The organism is Halomonas sp. IOP_6 (assembly GCF_021151565.1).
GTDB lineage: Bacteria > Pseudomonadota > Gammaproteobacteria > Pseudomonadales > Halomonadaceae > Vreelandella > Vreelandella alkaliphila.
The window spans coordinates 293,270-316,710 of the sequence record NZ_JAIRBO010000003.1 but is presented as its reverse complement, the minus strand read 5'-3'; the positions used below and the strand labels follow the sequence as shown (position 1 = coordinate 316,710).

The 23,441-nt window shown below is 52.2% G+C and carries 23 protein-coding genes; 15 read left to right on the top strand and 8 right to left on the bottom strand.

Translation table 11 applies throughout. From position 1 onward, the window contains the following. Positions 1 to 10: 10 nt before the first annotated feature. From rsmA to K7H08_RS07615, 4 genes are read left to right on the top strand one after another with little or no spacing between them, the layout of a single operon-like run. Positions 11 to 841 carry a 16S rRNA (adenine(1518)-N(6)/adenine(1519)-N(6))-dimethyltransferase RsmA gene (gene rsmA, locus K7H08_RS07630; protein WP_231657615.1) on the top strand — a complete coding sequence of 277 codons (831 nt, stop codon included), beginning with the start codon at positions 11 to 13 and terminating at the stop codon, positions 839 to 841. Next, on the top strand, positions 838 to 1,215 hold the full coding sequence (gene apaG / locus K7H08_RS07625; protein WP_089039622.1) for a Co2+/Mg2+ efflux protein ApaG: 378 nt from the start codon (positions 838 to 840) through the stop codon (positions 1,213 to 1,215). The genes rsmA and apaG overlap by 4 nt, the downstream gene beginning before the upstream one ends. 22 nt (positions 1,216 to 1,237) lie before the next feature. Then, positions 1,238 to 2,053: a symmetrical bis(5'-nucleosyl)-tetraphosphatase gene (locus K7H08_RS07620; RefSeq protein ID WP_231657614.1), complete on the top strand. Its 816-nt coding sequence runs from the start codon at positions 1,238 to 1,240 to the stop codon at positions 2,051 to 2,053. 46 nt (positions 2,054 to 2,099) lie between these two features. Continuing rightward, entirely contained in the window at positions 2,100 to 3,245 is a 1,146-nt protein-coding gene (locus tag K7H08_RS07615) for a polynucleotide adenylyltransferase (protein WP_120386449.1), read from the top strand. Positions 3,246 to 3,265: 20 nt separating this feature from the next. Here K7H08_RS07615 and folK read toward each other — a convergent pair whose 3' ends face one another. Next, entirely contained in the window at positions 3,266 to 3,811 is a 546-nt protein-coding gene (folK, locus tag K7H08_RS07610; protein WP_120386450.1) for a 2-amino-4-hydroxy-6-hydroxymethyldihydropteridine diphosphokinase, read from the bottom strand. Beyond that, positions 3,808 to 4,164, bottom strand: a complete 357-nt coding sequence (gene folB, locus K7H08_RS07605; protein ID WP_095603986.1) for a dihydroneopterin aldolase — start codon at positions 4,162 to 4,164, stop codon at positions 3,808 to 3,810. The genes folK and folB overlap by 4 nt, the downstream gene beginning before the upstream one ends. 105 nt (positions 4,165 to 4,269) lie before the next feature. Between folB and plsY the strand changes: the two genes are divergently transcribed. Further along, a complete protein-coding gene (plsY, locus tag K7H08_RS07600) occupies positions 4,270 to 4,839 on the top strand; it encodes a glycerol-3-phosphate 1-O-acyltransferase PlsY (protein WP_231657687.1) in 570 nt (189 codons plus the stop codon). Positions 4,840 to 4,861: 22 nt separating this feature from the next. On the opposite strand, the gene tsaD is transcribed toward plsY, so the two are convergent. Further along, the gene (tsaD, locus tag K7H08_RS07595; protein ID WP_120386451.1) at positions 4,862 to 5,911 is read right to left on the bottom strand and encodes a tRNA (adenosine(37)-N6)-threonylcarbamoyltransferase complex transferase subunit TsaD; all 1,050 of its coding nucleotides are present in this window, start codon (positions 5,909 to 5,911) and stop codon (positions 4,862 to 4,864) included. A gap of 220 nt (positions 5,912 to 6,131) precedes the next feature. Here tsaD and rpsU point away from each other — a divergent pair, with 220 nt between their 5' ends. From rpsU to rpoD, 3 genes are all read left to right on the top strand, one after another. Beyond that, positions 6,132 to 6,347, top strand: a complete 216-nt coding sequence (rpsU, locus tag K7H08_RS07590) for a 30S ribosomal protein S21 (protein WP_007113641.1) — start codon at positions 6,132 to 6,134, stop codon at positions 6,345 to 6,347. 178 nt (positions 6,348 to 6,525) lie between these two features. Next, positions 6,526 to 8,430: a DNA primase gene (dnaG, locus tag K7H08_RS07585; protein ID WP_038477593.1), complete on the top strand. Its 1,905-nt coding sequence runs from the start codon at positions 6,526 to 6,528 to the stop codon at positions 8,428 to 8,430. Between the two features lie 254 nt (positions 8,431 to 8,684). Continuing rightward, positions 8,685 to 10,541 (top strand): RNA polymerase sigma factor RpoD, encoded by a 1,857-nt coding sequence (gene rpoD / locus K7H08_RS07580; protein ID WP_231657613.1) that lies wholly within the window; start codon positions 8,685 to 8,687, stop codon positions 10,539 to 10,541. A gap of 154 nt (positions 10,542 to 10,695) precedes the next feature. Here rpoD and K7H08_RS07575 read toward each other — a convergent pair whose 3' ends face one another. Then, on the bottom strand, positions 10,696 to 11,346 hold the full coding sequence (locus K7H08_RS07575) for a hypothetical protein (RefSeq protein ID WP_231657612.1): 651 nt from the start codon (positions 11,344 to 11,346) through the stop codon (positions 10,696 to 10,698). Positions 11,347 to 11,543: 197 nt separating this feature from the next. On the opposite strand from K7H08_RS07575, the gene K7H08_RS07570 reads away from it, so the two are divergent. Beyond that, positions 11,544 to 12,911 carry an L-serine ammonia-lyase gene (locus K7H08_RS07570; protein ID WP_095603982.1) on the top strand — a complete coding sequence of 456 codons (1,368 nt, stop codon included), beginning with the start codon at positions 11,544 to 11,546 and terminating at the stop codon, positions 12,909 to 12,911. Here the strand turns inward: K7H08_RS07570 and K7H08_RS07565 are convergent. Beyond that, positions 12,908 to 13,804: a LysR family transcriptional regulator gene (locus K7H08_RS07565; RefSeq protein WP_231657611.1), complete on the bottom strand. Its 897-nt coding sequence runs from the start codon at positions 13,802 to 13,804 to the stop codon at positions 12,908 to 12,910. The genes K7H08_RS07570 and K7H08_RS07565 overlap by 4 nt on opposite strands. Before the next feature lie 174 nt (positions 13,805 to 13,978). Here K7H08_RS07565 and K7H08_RS07560 point away from each other — a divergent pair, with 174 nt between their 5' ends. The 3 genes from K7H08_RS07560 (at position 13,979) to mtgA (ending at position 16,745) form a co-directional block, all read left to right on the top strand. Then, positions 13,979 to 15,088: an S-(hydroxymethyl)glutathione dehydrogenase/class III alcohol dehydrogenase gene (locus K7H08_RS07560; protein WP_038477575.1), complete on the top strand. Its 1,110-nt coding sequence runs from the start codon at positions 13,979 to 13,981 to the stop codon at positions 15,086 to 15,088. A gap of 75 nt (positions 15,089 to 15,163) precedes the next feature. Beyond that, positions 15,164 to 16,018 (top strand): S-formylglutathione hydrolase, encoded by an 855-nt coding sequence (gene fghA / locus K7H08_RS07555; RefSeq protein ID WP_120386455.1) that lies wholly within the window; start codon positions 15,164 to 15,166, stop codon positions 16,016 to 16,018. Between the two features lie 10 nt (positions 16,019 to 16,028). Next, entirely contained in the window at positions 16,029 to 16,745 is a 717-nt protein-coding gene (gene mtgA / locus K7H08_RS07550; protein ID WP_095603978.1) for a monofunctional biosynthetic peptidoglycan transglycosylase, read from the top strand. Positions 16,746 to 16,749: 4 nt separating this feature from the next. Here the strand turns inward: mtgA and K7H08_RS07545 are convergent, their stop codons facing one another. Then, positions 16,750 to 17,685 carry a DMT family transporter gene (locus K7H08_RS07545; protein ID WP_231657610.1) on the bottom strand — a complete coding sequence of 312 codons (936 nt, stop codon included), beginning with the start codon at positions 17,683 to 17,685 and terminating at the stop codon, positions 16,750 to 16,752. A 146-nt stretch (positions 17,686 to 17,831) separates the two neighbouring features. Between K7H08_RS07545 and K7H08_RS07540 the strand changes: the two genes are divergently transcribed. The 3 genes from K7H08_RS07540 to K7H08_RS07530 all read left to right on the top strand — a co-directional run bounded on the left by K7H08_RS07540 (position 17,832) and on the right by K7H08_RS07530 (position 21,083). Continuing rightward, a complete protein-coding gene (locus K7H08_RS07540; protein ID WP_120386457.1) occupies positions 17,832 to 18,221 on the top strand; it encodes a DUF4168 domain-containing protein in 390 nt (129 codons plus the stop codon). A gap of 224 nt (positions 18,222 to 18,445) precedes the next feature. Continuing rightward, entirely contained in the window at positions 18,446 to 20,356 is a 1,911-nt protein-coding gene (locus K7H08_RS07535) for a DUF294 nucleotidyltransferase-like domain-containing protein (RefSeq protein WP_038477561.1), read from the top strand. 1 nt (position 20,357) lies between these two features. After that, complete coding sequence (locus K7H08_RS07530) at positions 20,358 to 21,083, top strand: 3'-5' exonuclease (RefSeq protein WP_231657609.1); 726 nt, start codon at positions 20,358 to 20,360, stop codon at positions 21,081 to 21,083. 95 nt (positions 21,084 to 21,178) lie between these two features. Here the strand turns inward: K7H08_RS07530 and K7H08_RS07525 are convergent, their stop codons facing one another. Further along, positions 21,179 to 22,819, bottom strand: a complete 1,641-nt coding sequence (locus K7H08_RS07525; protein WP_038477555.1) for a BCCT family transporter — start codon at positions 22,817 to 22,819, stop codon at positions 21,179 to 21,181. An 82-nt stretch (positions 22,820 to 22,901) separates the two neighbouring features. Further along, complete coding sequence (locus tag K7H08_RS07520; protein ID WP_038477552.1) at positions 22,902 to 23,324, bottom strand: universal stress protein; 423 nt, start codon at positions 23,322 to 23,324, stop codon at positions 22,902 to 22,904. Positions 23,325 to 23,441 lie beyond the last annotated feature (117 nt).

Sequence of the window (23,441 nt, the reverse complement as noted above, 5' to 3'; positions counted from 1 at the left end):
ACACTGTTAGATGTCTCAAGTGCCTCAGCAGCACCGCGCTCGTAAACGCTTTGGTCAAAACTTTCTGCGTGACCTCGGCATCATTTCGCGTATTGTCCGTGCCATTGGGCCTCGCGAAAGCGACCGACTCGTCGAAATTGGCCCTGGGCAAGGCGCGCTCACTGCTCCGTTGCTAGAGGCGGCAGGAAAGCTTGAAGTCATTGAATTAGACCGTGACCTGATTCCGGGCTTAAGGGTGCAGTTTTTTAACTACCCTGACTTTGTTATACATGAGGGTGACGCACTAAAATTTGACTTCGCCGCGCTAAAAGGGGATGGCCCTGCGCTGCGAGTCGTCGGTAACCTGCCTTACAACATCTCGACGCCGTTGATAGTGCACCTGTTAACCATGGGCAATGCGATTGCCGATATGCACTTTATGCTGCAAAAAGAAGTCGTTGAGCGTTTGGCCGCTGAGCCAGGTAGCACCGATTGGGGGCGCCTGTCGGTGATGGCGCAATATTACTGCAACGTGGATCAGCTGTTTGTCGTACCGCCGGAAGCCTTTGTTCCCAGGCCGAAAGTTGACTCCGCCATTGTTAGGCTAACGCCTCACGAAAGCTTGCCCCAAACAGCAGATGACCCAGCGCTGCTGTTTGAATTGGTCAAGCTGGCGTTCGGTCAGCGACGCAAAACACTGCGCAATAACCTGAAAGGCAGGGTAAGCGCAGAAACATTAGAAGCACTAGGCATTGACCCTGCACGGCGCCCTCAAACCTTGACGGTTGCAGAGTACGTCACTATCGCCAACCAAGTGGCTACTGACGAAGCGCTTGGTGGTAATGGGAGTTCTGACGCGTGAGTGCCCTAGCCATTGAGGTTAGCGTCGCGCCTGAGTACCGTGCAGCCGAGTCAGATGACCGTGAGTCGCGCTTCGTGTTTAGTTACACCGTGACGGTACATAACCAAAGCCCTCATAGCGTGCAGCTTATGGCGCGCTACTGGAAAATTACCCAAGGTAACGGTGATAGCCAAGAGGTGCGTGGCAAAGGGGTGGTGGGCCAGCAGCCGTTAATTGGCCCGGGGCAGCGTTTTCGCTACACCAGTCGAGCCATTCTGCAGACGCCGGTAGGCGTTATGGAAGGCGCTTACACGCTGCTTAACACCTACACCCAGCGAGCTTTTGAAGTGCCCATTGCGCCTTTCAGGCTAGCGGTGCCGCGTCAGCTTCACTGACCATTCTCTAAAAGGGGGAGCGATGAGCACCTATGCCATTGGTGATCTGCACGGCTGTCATGCCGAGTTTGTCAGTTTGCTAGAAAAGCTAAGCTTCAATGCAGCAAACGATACACTCTGGCTGGTTGGTGATTTGGTCAATCGTGGCCCTGGCTCGCTGGCTTGCTTGCAGGAAGTGCAGGCGTTAGGCAGCGCCGCTCGATGCGTGCTGGGTAATCACGATTTTCATTTGTTGGTGGTGGCTCGTGGCGGCGGCAAGCTGAAAAAAAACGACACTCTAAGCGATATTCTTGCAGCACCACAGCGCGAACAGGTGCTGGATTGGCTGCAAAGCCAGCCATTGGCAGTTTATGAAAACAATACGCTGATGACCCATGCCGGTGTGTTACCAACGTGGTGCGCCGAGCAAGCGGTATCGTTTAGCCAAGAAGTGCAGACGGCCTTGCTTAGTGAGCGTTCGGGTGATTTTTTAACGCAGCTATTTGGTAATCAACCTGACCAGTTCCATGAGGATCTAGAAGGGATTGATCGTTTGCGCTGTCTCGTCAATATATTTACCCGCATGCGCTTTATCGACGCTAACGGTCGGCTAGACTTTGCTGCTAAAGAAGGCTTGGAAAGTGCGCCTGACGGGTTCGCCCCTTGGTTTCAATACCCAAGAGCAGATGCGCTTCAACTGTTATTCGGGCACTGGGCGGCATTAGAGGGCCAAACCCCGAACGCCAAGATAAAGGTTGAAGCGCTGGATACTGGTTGCGTGTGGGGTGGGTCGTTAACCGCTCTCAATATGGAATCGGGTGAGCGCATCAGCGTACCTAGCCGTCAGCCTAGACATTAAAATACGATACATTAAAACACGAGACATTGAAAAAAGGGCGGTAGCCGTGTTTCAGGTGGATGCGAAAACCAAAGGACTCGATGTTTATCGTGTTGGCGGGGCAGTGCGCGATACGTTGTTAGGCTGGCCGGTAGTGGATAATGATTGGGTCGTCGTCGGTGCCACGCCAGAAGTCATGCAACAGCGGGGCTTTAAACCAGTGGGGCGCGATTTTCCAGTATTCCTGCATCCTGATACCGCCGAAGAGTATGCGCTAGCGCGCACTGAGAGAAAGTCTGGCCACGGTTATGGCGGCTTTGAAGTACACGCAAGTCCTGATGTGACCTTAGAAGAAGACCTTTCAAGACGTGATTTAACCATCAATGCGATTGCGCAGCGCTTTGATGGTGCGTTGACCGATCCCTTTAACGGACAGCGAGATATTGAGCAGCGGCTATTACGCCATGTGTCCCCGGCATTTAGTGAAGATCCCTTACGGGTGCTTCGCACTGCACGCTTTCTTGCCCGTTATGCGCACTTAGGGTTTGCCATTGCGCCTGAAACCCTCGAACTAATGCGAGATGTAAGCCGCAGTGGTGAGCTTAGCCACCTTGCTGCGGAGCGAGTGTGGGTCGAAACCGAAAAAGCGTTGGGTGAACCAAATCCTGACCGTTACTTCACCGCCTTAAAAGATTGCGAGGCGCTGGCTGCTTGGTGGCCTGAGCTAACCGATGACGTTGTGCTGGCAAGCGCACTTAAGGTGATGGCGCTTGAGACGGTTGCACAGGTGGCTATCGACAGCTCACTTCCTCTGGCTCACTGGCGCTACGCGTTGTTGGTGTCGGTATTGAATGATGCTCAGCGTGATGTGCTGGCAATTAGATTGCGATTGCCTAATGCGGTGACGCAGCTGGCGCGCCATGTGGCGTTGAGTAGGGATATATTGGCCGAGCCATTAAGTGACGAACGCGTTCTGCACTGGCTGGAGCGTTTGGACGGTTGGCGTAAGCCCGCGCAGGTTAATGCACAGTTACAACTCATTAAGCGTTTAGCAGAGAATACGCTCGAACCGCTGAATCGGGCGTGGCAGGCTGCACAAAGCGTTGACCCTCAAGTGCTATTGCAAGCGGGTTATCGTGGTGCAGCTTTAGGTAAGGCGCTACGTGAGCACCGCCAACAGGCAGTAGCAAGTGCGCTGATGGATACGCACTAAGGGCTGGTTATAGGCTTTGTTCAGCGAGCGGACACCGCCTTTGGCACAGAGTCTGCCTGGGAAATCCAGCGCCCACGCCAATGAAAGTTGATGGCCCATAAGCGTTGACTACCCAATTCAAAGCGCTGCCATAGCGCAGCGTAAGACAAGCCATAGATAGGGTGATACTGATCGGGTAGCAGTTCGGCCAGCGGCTGTAGAACGAAGGCATTGTGCGTGATTTCCCCTCGGGGCAGGGCAACACCGTCAACAGTGCCGCAAATACCGCCCACTGTGAGCAGGTCAATATCCAGTGCTCGAGGACTACACTTAAGCATATCGGGAGTGCGGCCATGGGCAATTTCGAGTTGCTTAGACCACGCCTGCAGCTCACCCACCGACCAATCGCTATCAAAGGCAACCACAAGGTTGTAAAAGTTGCGATTATCGCTAAACCCTACCGGCTCGCTTTCAAATATGCGCGATATTTGAAGGAGGCCAAACGTGTCTTCAAGCGCATCTAGGCACAGGCGGATATGAGTGTCCGGATCGATATTGCTGCCTAAACTGAGAGTAACCAAGCTCATGGAAGCGTGCCGCGGGTGATTTCAAGACCGACGCTAGCGGCTTGTGGAACGGCACCCGGTTTGCGTACGGTAAGGCGCAGCCAGATAATGGAAAACTCCTGCTGTAAGCACTCAGCTAGGCGCTCGGCAAATGTCTCGACGAGAGCAAATTGGTGCTCGTCGGCAAAGCGCTGAATTCGCTGGCAAATGGCTGCATAATCAAGCGTTAGGCTCAAATCATCTGCAGCGGCGGCGGGACGAATATCCGTTGCGAGCGATAAGTCCAAGCTCAAAGACTGAACAATAGTGCGCTCCCAGTCGTACACACCGATGACGGTATCTACTGCCAGCGCTTCGATCAAAATGCGATCCACAGCTATTCCTCTAGCGTCAACAAGCGAGGGATTGTACTTGAGGATAGCGCGAAACGACAGCTAGGTACGATCTAACGCTGGGAAGGAGCCAAGATGGTGGGCGGAGTGATATGGATGGTGGTGGGCTACTTAAGCGGAAGCTGGTTGGCGGCGCTTAGCGTATGCCGGCTAGCAGGTGTTCCTGATCCGCGATATTGCGGTTCGTGTAACCCTGGGTTTTCGAATGTGCTACGCCTTTACGGGCCGCGCTTAGCCGTCGCCACGCTTTTACTAGATGCATTAAAAGGGGCACCTGCAGTGCTGGCAGCCAAATTGTTAGGGCTGCCTGTTTGGTTGCAAGGGGCGGTTGGATTTGCTGTTCTGCTAGGTCACAGCTATCCACTATGGCATAGGTTTCGCGGTGGTAAATCGGTTGCCAGTGCGTTTGGCGTGCTGTTGATATTGGTACCCAGCGTGGCACTGCTTAGTGCGGTGTGCTGGATGCTGCTGGCTTGGCGGCTACGCATGGCAGCGGCAGCGTCGCTTGTTAGTGCATTCGTCGCACCGCTGGCTTGTGCGTGGCTAGCACCTGACTATGTTGTGGTCGTGAGTGGGTTCAGCCTACTGGTGCTTGCTCGCCATGGGTTAAATATTCGCCGCCTGCGCCGCGGAGAAGAGCCTCATCTACGCGGCTAGGCAGGGGCTAGAGGTGTAGGAGCTATAGGTGTTTAGTAGGCGTTAGCGTGTCCAGCGGCCAGCGCGGTGTAGCCTTCATAATGCCGTTGTCATCATGCTCACCCGCCGCCAGTCGTTGGGCGCCCACATAAGCGATCATCGCGCCATTGTCGGTGCAGAAGCGCCCGCGAGGGTAATAAGATCGCGCGTTGCGTTTCTCTGTTTCAACCGCGAGGCGTTCGCGCAGGCGTTGATTAGCGCTAACGCCTCCTGCCACCACTAAGCGCTTCAATCCGGTTTGATCCAGTGCGCGGCGACATTTGATAACCAGGGTGTCCACTACGGCTTCTTCAAATGCCCTCGCCACATCAGCCTTGGCCTGGGTGTCTAGCTCGCCAGCAGCTTCTAATTGGCGAATAGCGGTCAGCGTGTGGGTTTTCAAGCCGGAGAAACTGAAGTCTAGGCCAGGGCGGTCGGTCATTGGCCGTGGAAAGCGGAAGCGTTTTGGATTGCCCTGTTCAGCAAGCTTAGCAACGTGAGGGCCACCGGGGTAGGGGAGCCCGAGCATTTTGGCCGCTTTGTCGAAGGCCTCACCCGCTGCATCATCAACGGATTCCCCGAGTAACTGGTAGTGTCCTAGGGCCTGTACTTCGACAAGTTGAGTGTGTCCGCCAGAGACCAATAAGGCGACGAAAGGGAAGTCAGGGGCATCATCTTCCAGCATAGGGGCTAGCAGATGGCCTTCCATGTGGTGTACGCCCAGTACGGGGATGTTCAACGCACGTGCCATACCATGCGCTGTGCTGGCGCCCACCATGAGTGCGCCGACTAACCCCGGGCCAGCAGTGTAGGCAATGCCGTCTAGGTCGCTACGCGTCAGCTTGGCGTCGTGCAATACTTGTTCGATCAGTGGCAATAGTTTGCGCGTATGGTCGCGAGAAGCGAGTTCAGGCACCACGCCGCCATACTCGGCATGCATGGCAATTTGACTATACAGCGCGTCAGCGAGCAGGCCGCGGCCTCCAGTGTGCGAAGTATCATAAATCGCGACGCCCGTTTCATCGCAAGACGTTTCAATGCCTAGTACGCGCATGGCTGAAGAACTCGTTGTAAGTTAAAAAGTTGCAGGTTAGAAACCAGTGCTGCTAATCAGTCGCCTAGTTTAGCATTCTCATGCTTAAGGCGCGTAAGCATTTGCAAAGATCGCCAACCACGACTAGACTACTGTGCGCTGTAAAACTGGGTCGTACACTGTATTCTAAAAGTGTACGTACTATCCGAACTCAAGACTCCTTAAGGTAGGTGAGTGCTTAATGCCTTCTGTAAAAGTACGTGATAACGAGCCGTTTGACGTCGCCCTGCGTCGCTTCAAGCGTTCTTGCGAAAAAGCCGGTGTTCTTTCTGAAGTACGCCGCCGCGAGCACTATGAGAAGCCGACTGCTGAGCGTAAACGCAAAGCGGCAGCTGCCGTAAAACGCCACGCCAAGAAAATTCAGCGTGAGCAAAAGCGTTTCGAACGGCTCTATTGATCCGTACCCGAGGGGGCCGGAGCAGTTAGCTGGCCATCTCAAGAGGGATGTCAAGCGGCCGCCACTAGGTGGCCGTTTGTTTTTTGTTTTGTTTCATTGCTGTTTATGGTGATCTGGCAATTTGCTTGATGACTTTAGGCAAGCGAACTAGCGCTTTGCGCGAGGATGCCCGCAGTTCATGGCAGGCCAAATTCCACAACGTTTTATCGATGACCTGTTAGGCCGCGTTGATGTGGTTGAGGTGGTTGGTGAGCGTGTGCAGCTTAAAAAGGCCGGGCGTAACTATTCTGGGCTATGTCCTTTCCATCAAGAGAAAACCCCATCGTTTACGGTCAGCGCTGATAAACAGTTTTATCACTGCTTTGGGTGTGGTGCCCACGGTAATGCGCTACGCTTTCTAATGGAATACGACAAACTACCCTTTCCTGATGCGGTTGAGCAGTTGGCTAGTCGTTTAGGGTTGGATGTTCCTCGTGAGGGTGCCGATGATCCGCGCGCCCAGCAACGCGAAAAAAAGCGCAAAGAGGGCGTTAATCTTCTTGAACTTGCTGCCAGTTTTTATCGAGAACGGCTAAAAATGCAGGAAGGGCAGGGAGCACAGCGTTATCTGCAAGGGCGCGGATTATCGCCAGATGTTGTCAGTACTTATGGTATTGGCTATGCGCCTGGTGGGTGGGAAGCCCTGAAGCAGCACTTGAGTGCGCGAGGTATTGGTGAGCCTGTACAAGTAGAGTATGGCTTGCTAATTCACCGTGAAGACACGGGGCGGACGTATGACCGCTTTCGTGATCGAGTGATGTTTCCCATTCGGGATTTAAGGGGGCGTACCATCGCGTTTGGCGGTCGGGTAATGGGTGATGAACAGCCTAAATATCTGAATTCGCCCGAAACGCCTGTCTTTCACAAAGGACGTGAGCTGTACGGCTTGTATGAGGCTCGCCAAGCGTCAAGCAAGCTTGAGCAGCTCGTCATCGTTGAAGGTTACATGGATGTCGTGGCGCTGGCGCAGTACGGTATCAACAACGCTGTCGCAACCTTAGGGACGGCTACAACAGAAGACCATCTAAGCCGACTATTTCGTTTAGTTAGCCGTGTGGTTTTTTGCTTTGACGGTGACCGTGCAGGACGTCAAGCGGCCAGCCGTGCGTTGGAAACCGCCTTGCCGCAGATGATTGACGGTCGTGAAGCGCGCTTCCTGTTTCTGCCGGAAGGTGACGACCCGGATACGCTAGTACGCCGTGAAGGTAGCGACGCATTTCAAGATCGCGTTACCTGTGCGATGCCGCTATCTGAGTTTCTTTTTGAGCAGGCAGCGCAGGGGCGAGACTTGAATACCGTGGAAGGGCGAGAGCGGTTTGCAAGTCAGGTGCTTGAGGCATTGAACAAAGTGCCTGAAGGCATGCTCAAATCGTTACTGTTGGAGGCGTTAGCTAAGCGCAGTGGGTTGGCACAATCGCAACTGAAAACGCTGCTTGATAAACGCGCGGCCGCCAGTGCGCAAAAAGAGGCACAGAAAGCGCCTTCGCAGGAAGCCGTGCACTGGGAGCCGCTTGAGTCGCCCGACATGATACCGTTTGAGCATCATGAGGAGCAGCTGGTCGGCGCAAAGCCTGCTGGTAAAAAGGCACAAAAGGGGCGCGCTCAGTCGCCTCGCCCGCAAGTGCTCTCAACCGTTGCTCGTATTGTGCAGCTACTGTTGCATGAGCCTGGTTTAGTGACGTCGCTGCCGGATTCCCTGGATTGGTTGCCGGAGAGTGAAGAAGCACCGTTATGCCGTGATTTGATTGAGTTACTACGTGCCGGGCGTTATCGCAGCCCGCAAGTGGTGTTGGCGCACTTTCAGGGGAGCCATGAAGGCCAGGTCTTGGCTGAGTTGGCGTCACGGGAGTTGCTGATTCCCAAGGGAACCCGGGAGACTGAGCTGACAGGGTTGGTTGAACATCTAATAGAGGTTCAGCGCAAGCGATCGCCTCAGGAAGAGTACCAGGCGTTGCTGGATTTAGAGCGTTCTGGGCAAAAGCTAGATAAAGCGCAGCGGCAGCGTTTGGCAAGCTTAATGATGGAGCTTGTCCAACGACATTAAGTCGGCTTTGCGGCGTTTGTCTTTGAATGAGTAGAGTTTGAGGCGCTAGGGTTGAATTTCCCTAACGTTGGCACCAAATAAAGGGTCAGTCGCCAGGCGCTGGCCTAACCGAACAACCTAACACACCTGAATGACCGCGCAAATACGTTTCGCTGGAAAAATTCCTGCTATTTACGCTATACTGTTCGGCTTGTTGAGTTTAATCGATTCAGCGCCCCAGGTGTTTCATTCTTCTTCGTCGAGATAGGGTTTCTATGGCTGGAAATGCGCAGCAGCAGTCACGTCTGAAGGAGTTGATCGCGCGCGGCAAGGAACAGGGCTACCTGACCTATGCCGAGGTCAACGACCATCTACCCGAGGATATCGCCGACCCGGATCAAGTGGAAGACATCATTGGCATGATTAACGACATGGGTATCAGTGTCGTTGAAGAAGCGCCAGATGAAGACACTTTGATGATGTCGGATCACTCCACGGACGAGTCCGCTGCGGAAGAGGCCGTCGCGGCACTCGCCGCCGTGGAAAGCGACGTCGGTCGCACTACCGACCCTGTGCGCATGTACATGCGCGAAATGGGTACGGTTGAACTTCTAACCCGCGAAGGTGAGATCGAAATCGCCAAGCGGATAGAAGAGGGCACGCGGGAAGTGATGTCAGCGCTGGCGTATTTGCCTGGCGCTGTTGCTTCTATCCTGGATGCCTACGATGCCACGCAGGATGAAGAAGCGCCTGGTCGCTTGTCTGATCTGTTCTCTGGCTTTATCGACCCCGACGAGGGGATTCCAGGCGTTGCAGAAGCCGAAGTGCCCGAGCCTGAGCCGGAAGCCGAGTTGAGCGATGATGATGATCTCGACAACGACGGTGACGACGAAGATGACGACAGCACGGCCAGCGAAGGTGGGCCTGATCCGGAAGAAGCGAAAGCTCGTTTCGAACAAATCCGTGAGCAGAATGCCGCTGTTGAAGCTGCGTTGGCGAAATATGGTCGTGGTAGCGCGGAGCTTAAAAGTGAGCAGTCGCGTTTAGCCGAGCTGTTTTCGCCTATTAAGCTGGTGCCGAAGCATTTTGAGCGTCTGGTCGGCCAAGTACGTATTAGTGTTGAGCAGGTGCGTGCCCAAGAAAAAGCGGTTATGCAGCTGTGCGTGAAGAAAGCTAAAGTACCGCGCAAAACCTTCATTAAGTCGTTCCCTGGATACGAGTCTAATCCAAAATGGTTAGACACCTTCCAGGAGGCGCAGCCCAAGTATGCTGACCGTCTTGAGCCACTGCGCGCCGATATTGCTCGTTCGCAGCGCAAAATTGCCTTTGAGGAAGACATGGTGCAGCTCACCGTGGCCGACCTCAAAGAAGTTAACCGCAAGCTCTCTATCGGCGAGGCGAAAGCACGTCGTGCTAAGAAAGAGATGGTTGAGGCTAACCTGCGTTTGGTAATTTCGATTGCGAAGAAATACACCAACCGTGGCCTGCAGTTCCTGGATCTAATTCAAGAAGGCAACATTGGTCTGATGAAAGCGGTTGATAAATTTGAATATCGCCGCGGTTACAAGTTCTCGACCTATGCCACATGGTGGATTCGTCAGGCGATTACGCGCTCTATCGCTGACCAGGCACGCACCATCCGTATTCCGGTGCACATGATTGAGACGATCAATAAGCTCAATCGTGTTTCTCGTCAGATGCTGCAGGAAATGGGCCGCGAGCCAACGCCGGAAGAACTGGGCGAACGTCTGGAAATGCCGGAAGACAAAGTACGCAAGGTGCTAAAAATTGCCAAAGAGCCGATCTCTATGGAGACGCCGATTGGTGATGACGACGATTCGCACTTAGGTGACTTTATCGAAGACGGCACTATGTTGTTGCCGATTGATATGGCCACCGGCGAAGGCTTGATCGAAGCAACGCGTAACGTCCTTGGCGGCTTAACTGCTCGTGAAGCGAAAGTGCTGCGCATGCGTTTCGGTATCGATATGAATACCGACCACACGCTTGAAGAAGTGGGTAAGCAGTTTGACGTTACTCGCGAGCGAATTCGTCAGATCGAAGCTAAGGCGCTGCGCAAGCTACGCCATCCGAGTCGCTCTGAGCCGCTGCGCTCATTCCTCGACGAGTGATCAGTTAGCTCTAGTACTTGGTAAGTAGTGGCTAGTAAGTAGTAAATAGAAAGTGGTGATTTGGTAGTCTTCACCATAACTAAAAAGCCCGCCGTTCTATGAACGGCGGGCTTTTTGATTTTGTGCGTTACGCACCACTCTTTAGGCCAAAGGCTTACTGGGAGGCGATACGCGCTTTGTAAATACGCCGAGCAATCAGCAGAAGCTCAATCATGGCAAATAGAATCAGGCTGTAGCCTAAAAGCTCGATGGCTTCCTCAGCGACATCTTTAAATTCGCGAATATAGTTATCCTGCATGACGGCTCGCCAGAAGTCTTGGCGACCATAAAGGCGGGAGAAAATATAGGTAACGAGCACACCGCCAGTGAAAAGTCCAAACGCGAACGTATTGCTATAATGTGAAAATTCTTCAATAAATCGACGACGCTGGACGACTACCCAGGCAAGGCTAGGGATGACAATTAACGATACCAGCACTTTCCAAGAGTTGTCTGCGACGTAGTAATCTAAAAAGTAATCCTGTTCGCGTACCAGCGACGCAGCCACAAACGCCAGCAATAGAAGCGTAACAGTAGGCCATACCTTGAGTACTTGGCGCACGTAGATGAGTAAGCCACAACAGCTAGCCAGTACTAGGGTTTGAGTGAACTCTGTAAAGCCTAATTCGGTATAGCGCACATCGGGTAGGTAGAGAGCTTCAAAATATCCGCCTTGGGCGATACCAGCGACAAAAAACATATAAAGTGTTGCGCGCAGAAGCGTATATCCAAAACTGAGTGGCCACTGCGGTGGGGAAGATGGCATACCAACATCCTTATCAGAGAGATGACGTTGTAAGAGAGGGGCTTAAAAACATGCATAGAAGAATGTTCATTATATCGACACACTTCTATGCTCGCACGTCGAACTTAATGTGAGCTGCTCGACTAATGGTGGATTAAGGCTGCAAAGTAACTAGTTATTAGGTAATCAACAATTACCGCTGAAGGGCAGACAACACAATGGCAATAAGCGTTTTTGATCTCTTTAGAATTGGGATTGGCCCATCAAGTTCTCATACGGTTGGGCCGATGCGTGCGGCGCGCGATTTTAGTCAAGCGGTTATCTCACCCTCGCTGACGCGCATTGTGGCTAGGCTCCACGGTTCGTTAGCTTCTACTGGCATCGGGCATGGTACTGATAGTGCGGTCATCATGGGCTTGATGGGCGAAACGCCAGAGTCAATCGATCCTGACACCATTACTGAGCGGCTACATGCGCTGGATGAAGGCGCTTTAATAACGCTGCCCAATGGGCAAGCGCTATCGTTTGATCGCAGTCAGGATATTGAATGGGACGACCATTGTCTGCCATTTCACCCCAACGCTATGGTGTTGACGGCTTATCAGTACGATACGGTTATTGCGACAAATACTTACTATTCCCTTGGTGGTGGCTTTTATGTCGATCAAGCCTGCGCCGATCAGGGTGGGTTAGACGAAGACAAAACCGCGCTACCTTACCCATTTGAAACGGCTAATGAGTTGTTAGCGCTTTGCCAAACAAATGGTTTGCGTATCAGTGAGCTCATGTTTGAAAACGAAAAAGCATGGCGCAGTGAAGAGGTGATTCGCACAGAGCTGCTGACGATTTGGCAAGCCATGCGCACCAGCATTGAAAATGGCTTAAAAGCGACGGGACACTTACCCGGTGGATTAAATGTTCGGCGACGCGCCCATGGCTTGCACCAACAGCTGCTTTCACCACCGCAGAATCAACGCTTAATTGTATCGAGCTTTACTGTGATGGATTGGGTCAATTTGTTTGCACTGGCAGTGAATGAAGAGAACGCCGCCGGTAAACGGATGGTCACTGCACCGACGAACGGTGCTGCCGGTATTGTGCCTGCTGTGCTGGCGTACTATTTGAAATTTGAGCCAGATGCCTGTGACGACGACATAGTGGCCTTTTTGTTGGCAGCGGGCGCGATGGGCATATTATGTAAAAAGAACGCGTCTATTTCCGGAGCGGAAGTTGGCTGCCAGGGGGAGGTCGGCTCTGCTTGTGCGATGGCTGCAGCGGGGCTTGCAGAAGTGCTGGGCGGCTCGCCAAAACAGGTAGAGAACGCTGCTGAGATTGGTCTAGAGCATAATCTTGGCCTTACTTGCGACCCTGTGGCGGGGTTGGTTCAAGTGCCGTGTATTGAGCGAAACGCCATTGCCTCGGTGAAGGCGATCAATGCTGCGCGTATGGCGATGCATGGTGATGGTGATCATTTTGTATCGTTGGATAAAGTGATTCGCACCATGCGTGACACTGGCCGAGATATGCAAGATAAATACAAAGAGACGTCAAAAGGCGGTTTGGCTGTTAACGCCATCGAGTGTTAGTGAGTAGGGCGGGGTGGCAGCGTTGCATCAATATTGGCCACCAAGTAATCGACGAGCTGACGGATTTTAGGTGATAGATGGCGGTGACGAGGATATACCGCCCATACCGCTGTATCGTTGTGTTGGAAAGGTTCCAGAACGGATACCAGTTCGCCACTGGCAAGATAGGGGGCTACGTAGTAATCCGGTAGTTGAGCAAGCCCTAGCCCTTTAAGCGCGGCGTCAAGCAGCGCGGGGCCGGAGTTTCCGCTCCAGCAGCCCTCCACTTTAACTTCGCGGCGCTGACCGTTGACTTCAAACAACCAGTTAGGACGTGAACCCATCAGACAACGGTGTTGGCTAAGCTCCGACAGCGTATGTGGCCTGGGAGCTTGACGGAAGTAAGACCGGGAGCCCACGACATACTCCTGCCGCTCGCATAGCCGCCGAGCAATCAAGCTAGAGTCTTTGAGTACCCCCATACGAATGGCAATATCGTAGCCCTCTTCAATAATTTCTACGGGGCGGTTGGTGAAGTGCATATGCACTTCAAGCTGCGGATGCAGGCACTGAAAGTCATTCACCAGTGGCGCGATGTAGCGCTCGCCGAATGTTGTCGCTGAGGTCAGTTTCAGCAGCCCACGTGGATTTGCCTGCAGCTCGCTGATCGCTTGCTCTGCATCGCGCAGGCCATCAAAAAGATGGCGGCAGTGCTCAACGTAGATTGCCCCAGCATCGGTTAAACGAATTTGCCGTGTTGTGCGGTACAAAAGCTGAACACCCAACTGATTTTCCAGCTGGCTCACTAAGCGGCTAATATGCGATGTCGATACCTTTAAATGGCGTGCGGCCGCTGAGAATGTTCCCAGTCTTACCACCTCGACGAATGCCTCAATACGGTCCCAGCGTTGCACGAACTATCCTTAATTAATTTTTGATTGTTGCTCAGTGGCAATAATCTTGTGAGTGTATCCCGCTTTATCCCACTCGCCTAGCTGGCCTACACTGCAGTCATTAAATCTGATTCGATTAAAACGAGTCCGATAAAACAGTCTTCAGTCTTATGTGACCGTTAAGGAGATGCATAGATGAAATCACGTGCCGCCGTAGCACTCGAAGCGGGTAAGCCGCTTGAATTAGTTGAGATCGATGTGGAAGGTCCAAAAGAGGGCGAGGTGCTGGTGAAGATGGCAGCGACTAGCGTATGCCATACCGATGCTTATACCCTTTCTGGCGCTGACCCTGAAGGTAACTTCCCAGCGGTATTGGGCCACGAAGGTGCTGGTGTGGTGCAAGAAGTTGGCGAGGGTGTGACCAGCGTTAAGCCGGGTGACCATGTTATTCCGCTGTACACCGCCGAGTGCGGCAAATGTAAATTCTGCCTATCTGGTAAAACCAACCTGTGTGGCAGCGTGCGCGCTACTCAAGGTAAAGGTGTGATGCCTGATGGCACCTCGCGTTTTTCGCTAGATGGCAAAATGCTGCATCACTACATGGGCACTTCGACTTTCAGCGAGTACACCGTGCTGCCGGAGGTATCGCTTGCGGTGGTCTCCAAAGAAGCGCCGATGGATAAAATCTGCCTATTGGGCTGCGGCGTTACTACCGGTATCGGTGCGGTACTGAATACGGCAAAAGTAGAGCCAGGCTCCACCATCGCCGTTTTTGGTTTGGGCGCGATTGGTTTGGCGGTCATCCAAGGGGCGGTAATGGCAAAAGCCTCGAAGATTATTGCTATCGATGTGAACCCCGATAAATTTGCATTGGCCAAGCAGTTTGGCGCGACTGATTTCGTTAATCCGAAAGACTACAGCGACCCGATTCAGCAGGTAATCGTCGATATGACCGACGGTGGTGTTGATTACTCCTTTGAGTGTATCGGCAATGTTAACGTGATGCGTTCGGCCCTTGAGTGCTGCCATAAAGGCTGGGGGGAGTCGATTGTCATCGGTGTCGCGGGTGCGGGCGAAGAGATCTCCACGCGTCCTTTCCAACTGGTCACCGGGCGGGTTTGGAAAGGCTCTGCGTTTGGTGGTGTTAAAGGACGCAGTGAGTTACCGGGTTACGTCGAGCGCTATATGAATGGTGAGCTGAATATCGACGACTTTATTACCCACGACATGCCGTTTGAGCAAATTAATGAAGCCTTCGAATTGCTCCATGCAGGTAAGAGCATTCGTACCGTGCTGCATTACTGAGTATCATTGGTAATAGGGTAAATGAGCGCGGTAGGGGAAACCCTCCGCGTTTTCATCTTTTTAAGGAGCCAGCCCATGAGCATGAGTGAAACTTTAGAACTAGTGTCTGCCAATCGCAGTTTTGGTGGCTGGCACAAGCGCTACCGCCACTACTCCCGGGCGCTGGATTGCGACATGGTGTTCGCGGTTTACCTGCCTCCTCAAGCAGAGAGCGAGCGCGTGCCGCTGCTTTGGTGGTTGTCAGGTCTAACCTGCAACGATGAAAACTTTATGCAGAAAGCGGGCGCGCACCGTATTGCTGCTGAGCTAGGGGTGGCGATTGTTTGCCCCGATACTAGCCCACGCGGGACTGAGCTGCCCGGTGAGCATGAAAGTTACGATCTAGGATCGGGTGCGGGTTTTTATGTGAACGCCACTCAAGCCCCCTGGAAATCGAATTACCGCATGTATGATTACGTGATTGAAGAGCTGCCTTCGGTAGTGCGTCAGCACTTCCCTGTAAACGGGCGTGAGTCGATTAGTGGTCACTCCATGGGCGGTCACGGCGCGTTAATTCTGGCGTTGCGTCACCCAGGCCGGTTCCGTTCGGTTTCCGCTTTTGCACCTATTGTTAACCCAATGAACTGTCCTTGGGGGCAAAACGCGTTTACCAGCTATTTGGGCGACGACCAGTCGCGTTGGCGCCAGTACGATGCCTGCGAGCTGGTCGCTAATGGTGCCTCTCGTCAACGACTGTTCATTGACCAGGGTGAAGCTGATCAGTTTCTGGAAGAGCAATTAATGCCCGAGCGTTTAGAGGCCGTGTGTGAAGCGCATGATCATCCGCTAACACTGCGCCGCCAGCCAGGTTACGATCATAGCTACTTCTTTATCGCCTCGTTCATTGAGGAGCATTTGCGCTATCATGCAGAACACCTCATGAAGCGCTAAGGATATCGAAATGCTTAATCGCGCGTTGCGCCGTTTTCTTGGTTTGATATGGCGTCTTATTTGGCGCGGCGCGCTGGCTTTTATTGTTCTCTCAATTGCGCTGGTTTTACTATTCCGATTTGTCCCGCCTCCTGGCTCAATGGTCATGGTAGAGCGCAAAATACAAAGCTGGATAAACAGCGAACCTATCGATATACAACGCCAATGGAGAAGCTGGGACAATCTATCCAGCAATGCCAAGTTGGCGGTGATCGCTGCTGAAGACCAGCGCTTTCCTCAGCATCGTGGTTTTGATTTAGTTGAGTTGAAGCGTGCCCTGAAAGCCAGTCTCGATGGCGAACGATTGCGGGGTGCCAGCACGCTCAGTCAGCAAACAGCCAAGAATGTTTTTTTATGGAGCGGCCGTAGCTGGGCTCGTAAGGGGCTAGAAGTATGGTTTACGTTGCTGATCGAAATGCTGTGGAGCAAGCAACGCATACTGGAAGTGTATTTAAACGTCGCTGAGTGGGATACGGGAGTATTTGGGCTAGAAGCGGCGGCGGGGCACTATTTTGGCGCTTCTGGCAGTGCATTGACCGAACGGCAAGCAAGCCTGCTAGCGGCTATTCTTCCCAGTCCGCGTACCCGCAGCGCGTCACGGCCAGATGCTCAGGTAGAGCGCCGCAGTCAGTGGATTCTTCAGCAAATGCGTAATCTAGGCGGTGTCCGTTACTTGGAGCGCTTGTAGCGCTTTAAGCTTCTCCTTTGTTGCTAGGTTTACGTACCACCATGACCACCCCAGCAATGGCAATGACCATACCAGCCAGTCCGAGCAGGGGCAGGCGTTCGTCGAAAAGCCACCATGCTTGTAGCGCAGTGACCGGAGGTACTAGATAAAACAGACTGGCAACGCGGGAGGCTTCCCCTTTTTTAATCAACGCCATTAATAGCAAGATGGCGGCGATAGACAGAATAAGTACTAGCCAACCAAGAGTGAGCACAAACGTTAAGCTCCATTCGACCTGGCGGGTTTCAAACAGCAGTGCTCCCGTGCCCAATAGCATGCCAGCCGCTATGTATTGAATTACCGCCCCGGAAAGCAGTGGCATGCTGGTGCAGTAGCGTTTCTGATAAAGCGTCCCCAATGAAATTCCCACTAAGGCAGCCATTACGCTAACTAAGGCACCAAGGCCAAATCCAGCAAAAAGTGAGGTGCCGAACTCTAGCTTGCTGCCCAACACCAGACAGATGCCCACAAGGCCGAGCAGTAGCCCCAGCCACTGGCGGGTGGTTAAGCGTTCACCCAGCAGCGGGCCCGCACAGGCTGCTGTTAATAGTGGTTGAAGGCCAACCAATAGCGCTGCCAGCCCGGCAGGCATGCCCAGGTAGATACCGTAAAAAACCCCACCTAAATAAGTGCCGTGTACCAAAAGCCCTGAAACGCCTATATGCAGCCAGAGTACTGGCGAAGAAGGCCAGGCAATGCGCATTAACCACGTCAGTGGAATAAGCAGCATCAGGGTGAGCACGAAACGAATAAACAAAAACGTGAAAGGTTCTGCGTAGGGCAGGCCAAATTTTGCGCCAATGAACCCCGTGCTCCAGAGCAAAACAAATAATCCAGGCATGGCGGCAAGGCCTAAAGAAGCCATATTTACATTTTTTAAACTATTGATAGTGTTGGACATAGTTCCTCGGTGCGGGCCCTTTTTGCTTAGTTTTTCGTTGCTTAAGTTTTCATTCTGTTACTAACTTTTACATAAAAAGTTGAACCTGTTCCTGAACAGCGCGTCACACGCTGCACATTCATAACGCGTCAATGAGGTTTCTTACTATGCAACGTATGACTGCTCTGTTCTCTGCTGCTCTTCTCGCTACTGGTCTTCTGGCTGGCACCGCTCATGCACAGCAATCCGAAGAATCCGCTCAGGATACGATGGCTACCCAGCAAGCGCCCACTCAGGATTTCTCTGATGAGCAGCTACAGCAGTTCGCCGATGCTTCTCAAGAAATCGCCGTGATCTCTCAAGAGTACACACAGCGTCTGCAGGAAGCAGAAGATGAAAACACCCAACAGGAAGTTCGCGCTGAAGCCAACGACCGCATGATCGAAGTCGTTGAAGATAGCGGTCTAGATGTTGATACCTTTAACGCCATTGGTCAGTCAATCCAGCAAGACCCTGAAATGATGCAGCGTGTTCAGGAAATGGCTAACCAGTCATAATTAGTTCCAGTCAGCTAGTGTTGTGGATAGTGACAGATTTTCCTTAACCTGCGAAGTATTCTGTCCTCCTACTGCCAGTCTGTTAGTGCACAAAACCCAGCGCTTTTCGCTGGGTTTTTTTGCTTTTGTTCACTCTCATTTGTGACTGAAGGGTTTACGGTACACGCTATCCAAGACAAACTTCATCTATTGATGATGCTGCCGCGCCAAGTGCAGGAGATCGCATGGATGTTGAACTGTTAGAAATACGTCAGCATATGGGGCAGTTTCCCCCGTTTGATGGCTTATCGGATGTATTGCTAGACGCCATTGCCGAGCAGGTTCAAGTACGCTACTACAAAACTGGGAGCGATATATTAAAGTTTGACGATATACTCACGGAATTGTGCTATATCCGTAGCGGAGCCGTTGAGGTATATCGTCGTCAAGGTGAGCTTTATAACCGCTTGGGCGAAGGGGATATCTTTGGGCATTTTAGCCTGCTGAGAAACCATAAAGTTCGGTTACCCGCTAAAGCGATAGAAGATACGCTAATCTACTTTATACCCAACGTCGTCTTTCAGCGACTTTGTGAAGAAGACGATGATTTTGCTGACTTTGTTGAGCTCGAACGCCCTCGTTTAGAAACTGCAGCAGAGCAGCAGAAGAAATCTAACGATATGATGGTTACGCGGATACGCAAATTGGTAACGCGTTATCCCGTCATGGTTGAGTCCACGACTACCGTCCAGCAAGCCGCTAAGCAAGTGAACGATGCTCAAGCGTCGGCGGTGCTGGTAATTAATGAAGGCAGTGATAATCCGCGTTACAGCTTTCAGGACAGCGAAGGCAAAACGTGGCAAATGTGCGGTATTCTGACGGATAGTGACTTCCGTACCCGCATTGTAGCTGAAGGGCTGTCAGCGCAAACGGCCATTGGCGAGGTTGTTTCCGAACGGTTAATTACCATTCAGTCGGATGCGTCGGTTTACGAAGCCATGCTGACGATGCTGCGTAACAATGTTCACCACTTACCGGTGCTTTACCGACAGCGTCCGGTTGGGGTTGTTCACCTCTCCGATATTATTCGTTACGAGACGCAAAGTGGGCTGTACCTAGTAAGCAATATTTTCAACCAGTCCAGCGCCCAAGGGTTAGCAAAACTTGCTCCAGATGTGCGCGCTGCTTTTGTAAGAATGGTGCAAGAAGGTGCTAATTCGCAGATGGTGGGGAGTGCCCTGTCGACCATTGGGCGTAGTTTTACGCGGCGACTGCTAGAGCTTGCCGAAGAAGCGCTAGGGCCACCGCCGGTGCCTTACTGTTTTATGGTTAACGGCTCCATGGCGAGGAATGAGCAAAGTATCGTCACCGATCAGGATAATGCACTGATCTTGTCAGACGACTTTAACCCCGACGAACACGACGACTACTTTCACGCGTTAGCTGCCTTTGTCAGCGATGGCTTAGACGCCTGCGGTTATACCTACTGTAAAGGCGATGTGATGGCGACTAACCGCCAGTGGCGTCAGCCGTTGCATGTTTGGAAGCGTTATTTCCAAGACTGGATGGCGAACCCAACCCCTGAACGACTACTCCATAGTTCGATTTTCTTCGATTTAGACAGCATTTACGGCGAAGACCATTTTGTTGAAGCGCTTCAGGATTTGATTGCCCAAACGGCGCCCCAGTCGCCACTGTTTTTGGCGGCCATGGCCCGTAATGCGCTGAATCGAACACCGCCGCTTGGGTTCTTCCGTACGTTTGTGATGGAAAAGGATGGCAAACATAACAACTCAATCAACCTAAAACGGCGTGGTACCGCCCCGATGGTTGACCTTATTCGGGTACATGCGTTGGCCTGTGGGTCTAAAGCGCAAAACTCGTTCCAGCGCTTAAATGATATAAGCAATACCCAACTGCTGGCGACGGGTGTAAGCGATAAGCTCAGTTACGCATTTGAGTTTTTATGTATGTCGCGGATTCGCCATCAAGTGATAGATCTGCAGGAAGACCGTTTCCCCGATAATAATATCGAACCGGAGAATGTTGAGGATAGCGAGCGCCACACGCTTAAAGATGCTTTCCAAGTACTCAACAACGCGCAAAAATTCTTGAAGTTCCGCTATCCCGTTCCCGCTCAGCGGCAGGGGCGATAAGATGCATGGAATCCGGCCCCGCCAAAAAGTAGTTCAAGCTAACTGGATAGGCTATATGGCTGAGCGAGCCGAAAAGGCTCATGATAGTGCGCTTAGACAATTCTTTGCAACGCCGCTACCCAGCCCGGATACACCTATCGCGCAAGTGCCGATGGTAGCGTTAGATATGGAAACAACGGGATTGGACGAGCGGCGTCACGCGATTGTCAGCATTGGGGTAGTGCCTTTCACACTGGATCGCATTCCGCTTGCTCAGCGTCGCTACTGGGTAGTGAAACCCTCGCGACCCTTAGATGAGGCGTCCATTGCTTACCATCACATCACGCATTCTGAAATCGCTACTGCGCCTGACTTTGATGCCGTGTTGGATGAGCTACTAGCGGTGCTGGCAGGGCGGCTTGTGGTGGTGCATTTTCGCAACATCGAACGCCCGTTTCTTGATGCTGCCGTAAAAGCACGACGGGGAGAAGGGGTGATGTTCCCGATAATCGATACGATGTCGCTTGAAGCGCGCATGCATCGACAAACGTTATGGGCACGGTTTCGCCGTTGGTTAGGGCGTCCGCCTGTTTCGATTCGTTTAAATGCCAGTCGTGAACGCTATGGCCTGCCTGTCTATCAAGGGCATCACGCGCTGGTTGATGCACTGGCGACAGCAGAACTGTTACAAGCGCAGATCAGTCATCACTACACGCCTGAGACGCGGTTGAAAGATATTTGGGTTTGAGCAGCGCAACGTTACTTAACGCAAACGGGCAGCCAAATGGCTGCCCGTTTGTGGTTTAGTGCAAGTGCATTTAGTTTAATGGTTAGTGATTCACATCATACCGCTTTGGGTTCGCTCATCAGACCTTTGATAATGGCATAACATGCCACTAGCAAGATGATGGTGAACGGGAAACCGGTAGAAACCGCCATAGTTTGCAGTGCGGTCAGACCACCGCCAAGCAGCAACGCAATTGCGATAGCCCCTTCGATAATCGCCCAGAACACGCGCTGAGGCTTCGGCGCATCCACCTTGCCGCCTGCAGTAATGGAGTCGATAACCAGTGAGCCTGAGTCAGAAGAGGTCACAAAGAAAATAATGACCAGTAGAATCGCAATAAACGAGGTGATTTGTGACAGCGGTAGCTGTTCAAGCATGATAAACAGCTGTAAATCCACGCCTGCGTCGCGCACAGCTTCAATGCCTTGGTTAACGTACTGATCAATGGCGGTGCCGCCAAAGGTAGTCATCCAGAGTACCGATACAATAGAAGGTACCAACAATACTGAAATTAGAAATTCGCGAACAGTGCGGCCACGTGAAACCCGTGCGATAAACATACCAACGTACGGAGACCAGGAGATCCACCAAGCCCAGTAGAAGGCAGTCCAGCCTTGGCTAAAGTTCGCGTCTTCACGGCCAAACGGATTCGACAGTGCTGGCAGATGAACAACATAATTAAGAAGGTTTTCAAAGAAACCTGTCGCGATAAGCAGTGTTGGGCCAACGGCAATAACGAAGAAAAGCAGCAAAGCCGCCATGGCGATGTTGATTTTTGAAAGCAACTGAACGCCTTTATCGACACCGGCCAGAATTGAACCAATGGCGATAATAGTGATGCCTATGATGAGTAGAATCATCGTGATATCGCTTTCTGGCGCGCCAAACAAGTAGCTTAGCCCTGCGGCTGCTTGGGTTGCACCTAAGCCCAGCGAAGTTGCCAAACCAAAAAGAGTGGCAAATACGGCCAAAATGTCGATTAGATGCCCTGGCCAGCCCCAGACGCGCTCACCCAGTATGGGGTAGAACACCGAGCGCATAGACAGTGGTAGCCCTTTGTTAAACGAAAACAAGGCAAGTGACAGCGCTACTACTGCGTAAATCGCCCAGGGATGTAGGCCCCAGTGAAAGATAGTGGCTGCCATACCCAGCGCCGCTGCGCCAGCAGCATCACCCTCAGCGCCTGCTAATGGTGCCCAGCTTCCACCATCAAAGGATGTACCAAAGTGGGTCAGCGGCTCGTTAACACCAAAGAACATCAAGCCAATGCCCATGCCTGCGGCAAATAGCATTGAAAACCAACCCACATAGGTAAAGTCGGGCTTTGCATCAGCGCCGCCAATGCGGATTTTACCTAGTGGGGAGATAATTAACCCAAGACACAGAATAACGAAAATATTGGCGGCAAATATAAAGAACCACGCCAAATTACCGGTCAAGAAACTAAAAATAGCGTCATAAACCGGTGCAATAGTGTCTTGTAGGGCGAGTGTTAAAACGACAAACAGTAGAACCACAATCGACGAAATGGTGAAAACCTTACCGTGTAGGTCGAGGTTAACGCCCATGGTGCTGGTGGTTATATTGTCTTGACCAATAACGTAATCGGTATCGATCAGGTTTGCCGGCCCCTCCGGGGCAGGAATGCCTTCCGAGACAGGCTCTTCAGGTGGTCGATTTTGCGGCTTTTTATCCACAAATTTGCTCCCATCATTATTAAAAGTGCGTGCTGTTAAGCGCGAGTTGTCAACGGATTGCTTCTACAACGCAAGAGCGCGTTTATTGGGCCACTCGAATCAGGAAAACGGAGACGTCTGTGTGGGTGGCTACTTTGCTGCCATGGGACGGCATAATAATGTCCAGGTGGCGGGGTAAATGTGTTGCCATTACCACCAAATCAGCTCCCGTTTCCTCCACTGCATCGACAAGCTGCTTATCCACATTAGCAACGGGATCCGTCGAGCTGTAAACCCTAATACTTACCGGTTGACCGTGCACTTTATGCCGCTCGTGGGCAAAAGCTTCAAGTTTTTGCTCGTACTCTTGGGGTGTGCGGGCAACGCTTGTAGGTGTATTAGCGGTAACGCCAACGTAGATGATATGAGCATCATATCGCTTAGCAAGGTCTGCCACTACGCTTAAGGCAGGCTCCAGTAGCTCTAGATGAGCAAGATCGACTGGCACCATAATGTTCTTAAACACAGTACGCTCCTCATATAGCTCCATTTAGCATGGGTTTACCGTACTAATTAAAGCTATATCGTTTTTTGAAAACAGTGGGTTGCGACAAATGAGCTGAAGCGAAGTGCGGCTTCAGCT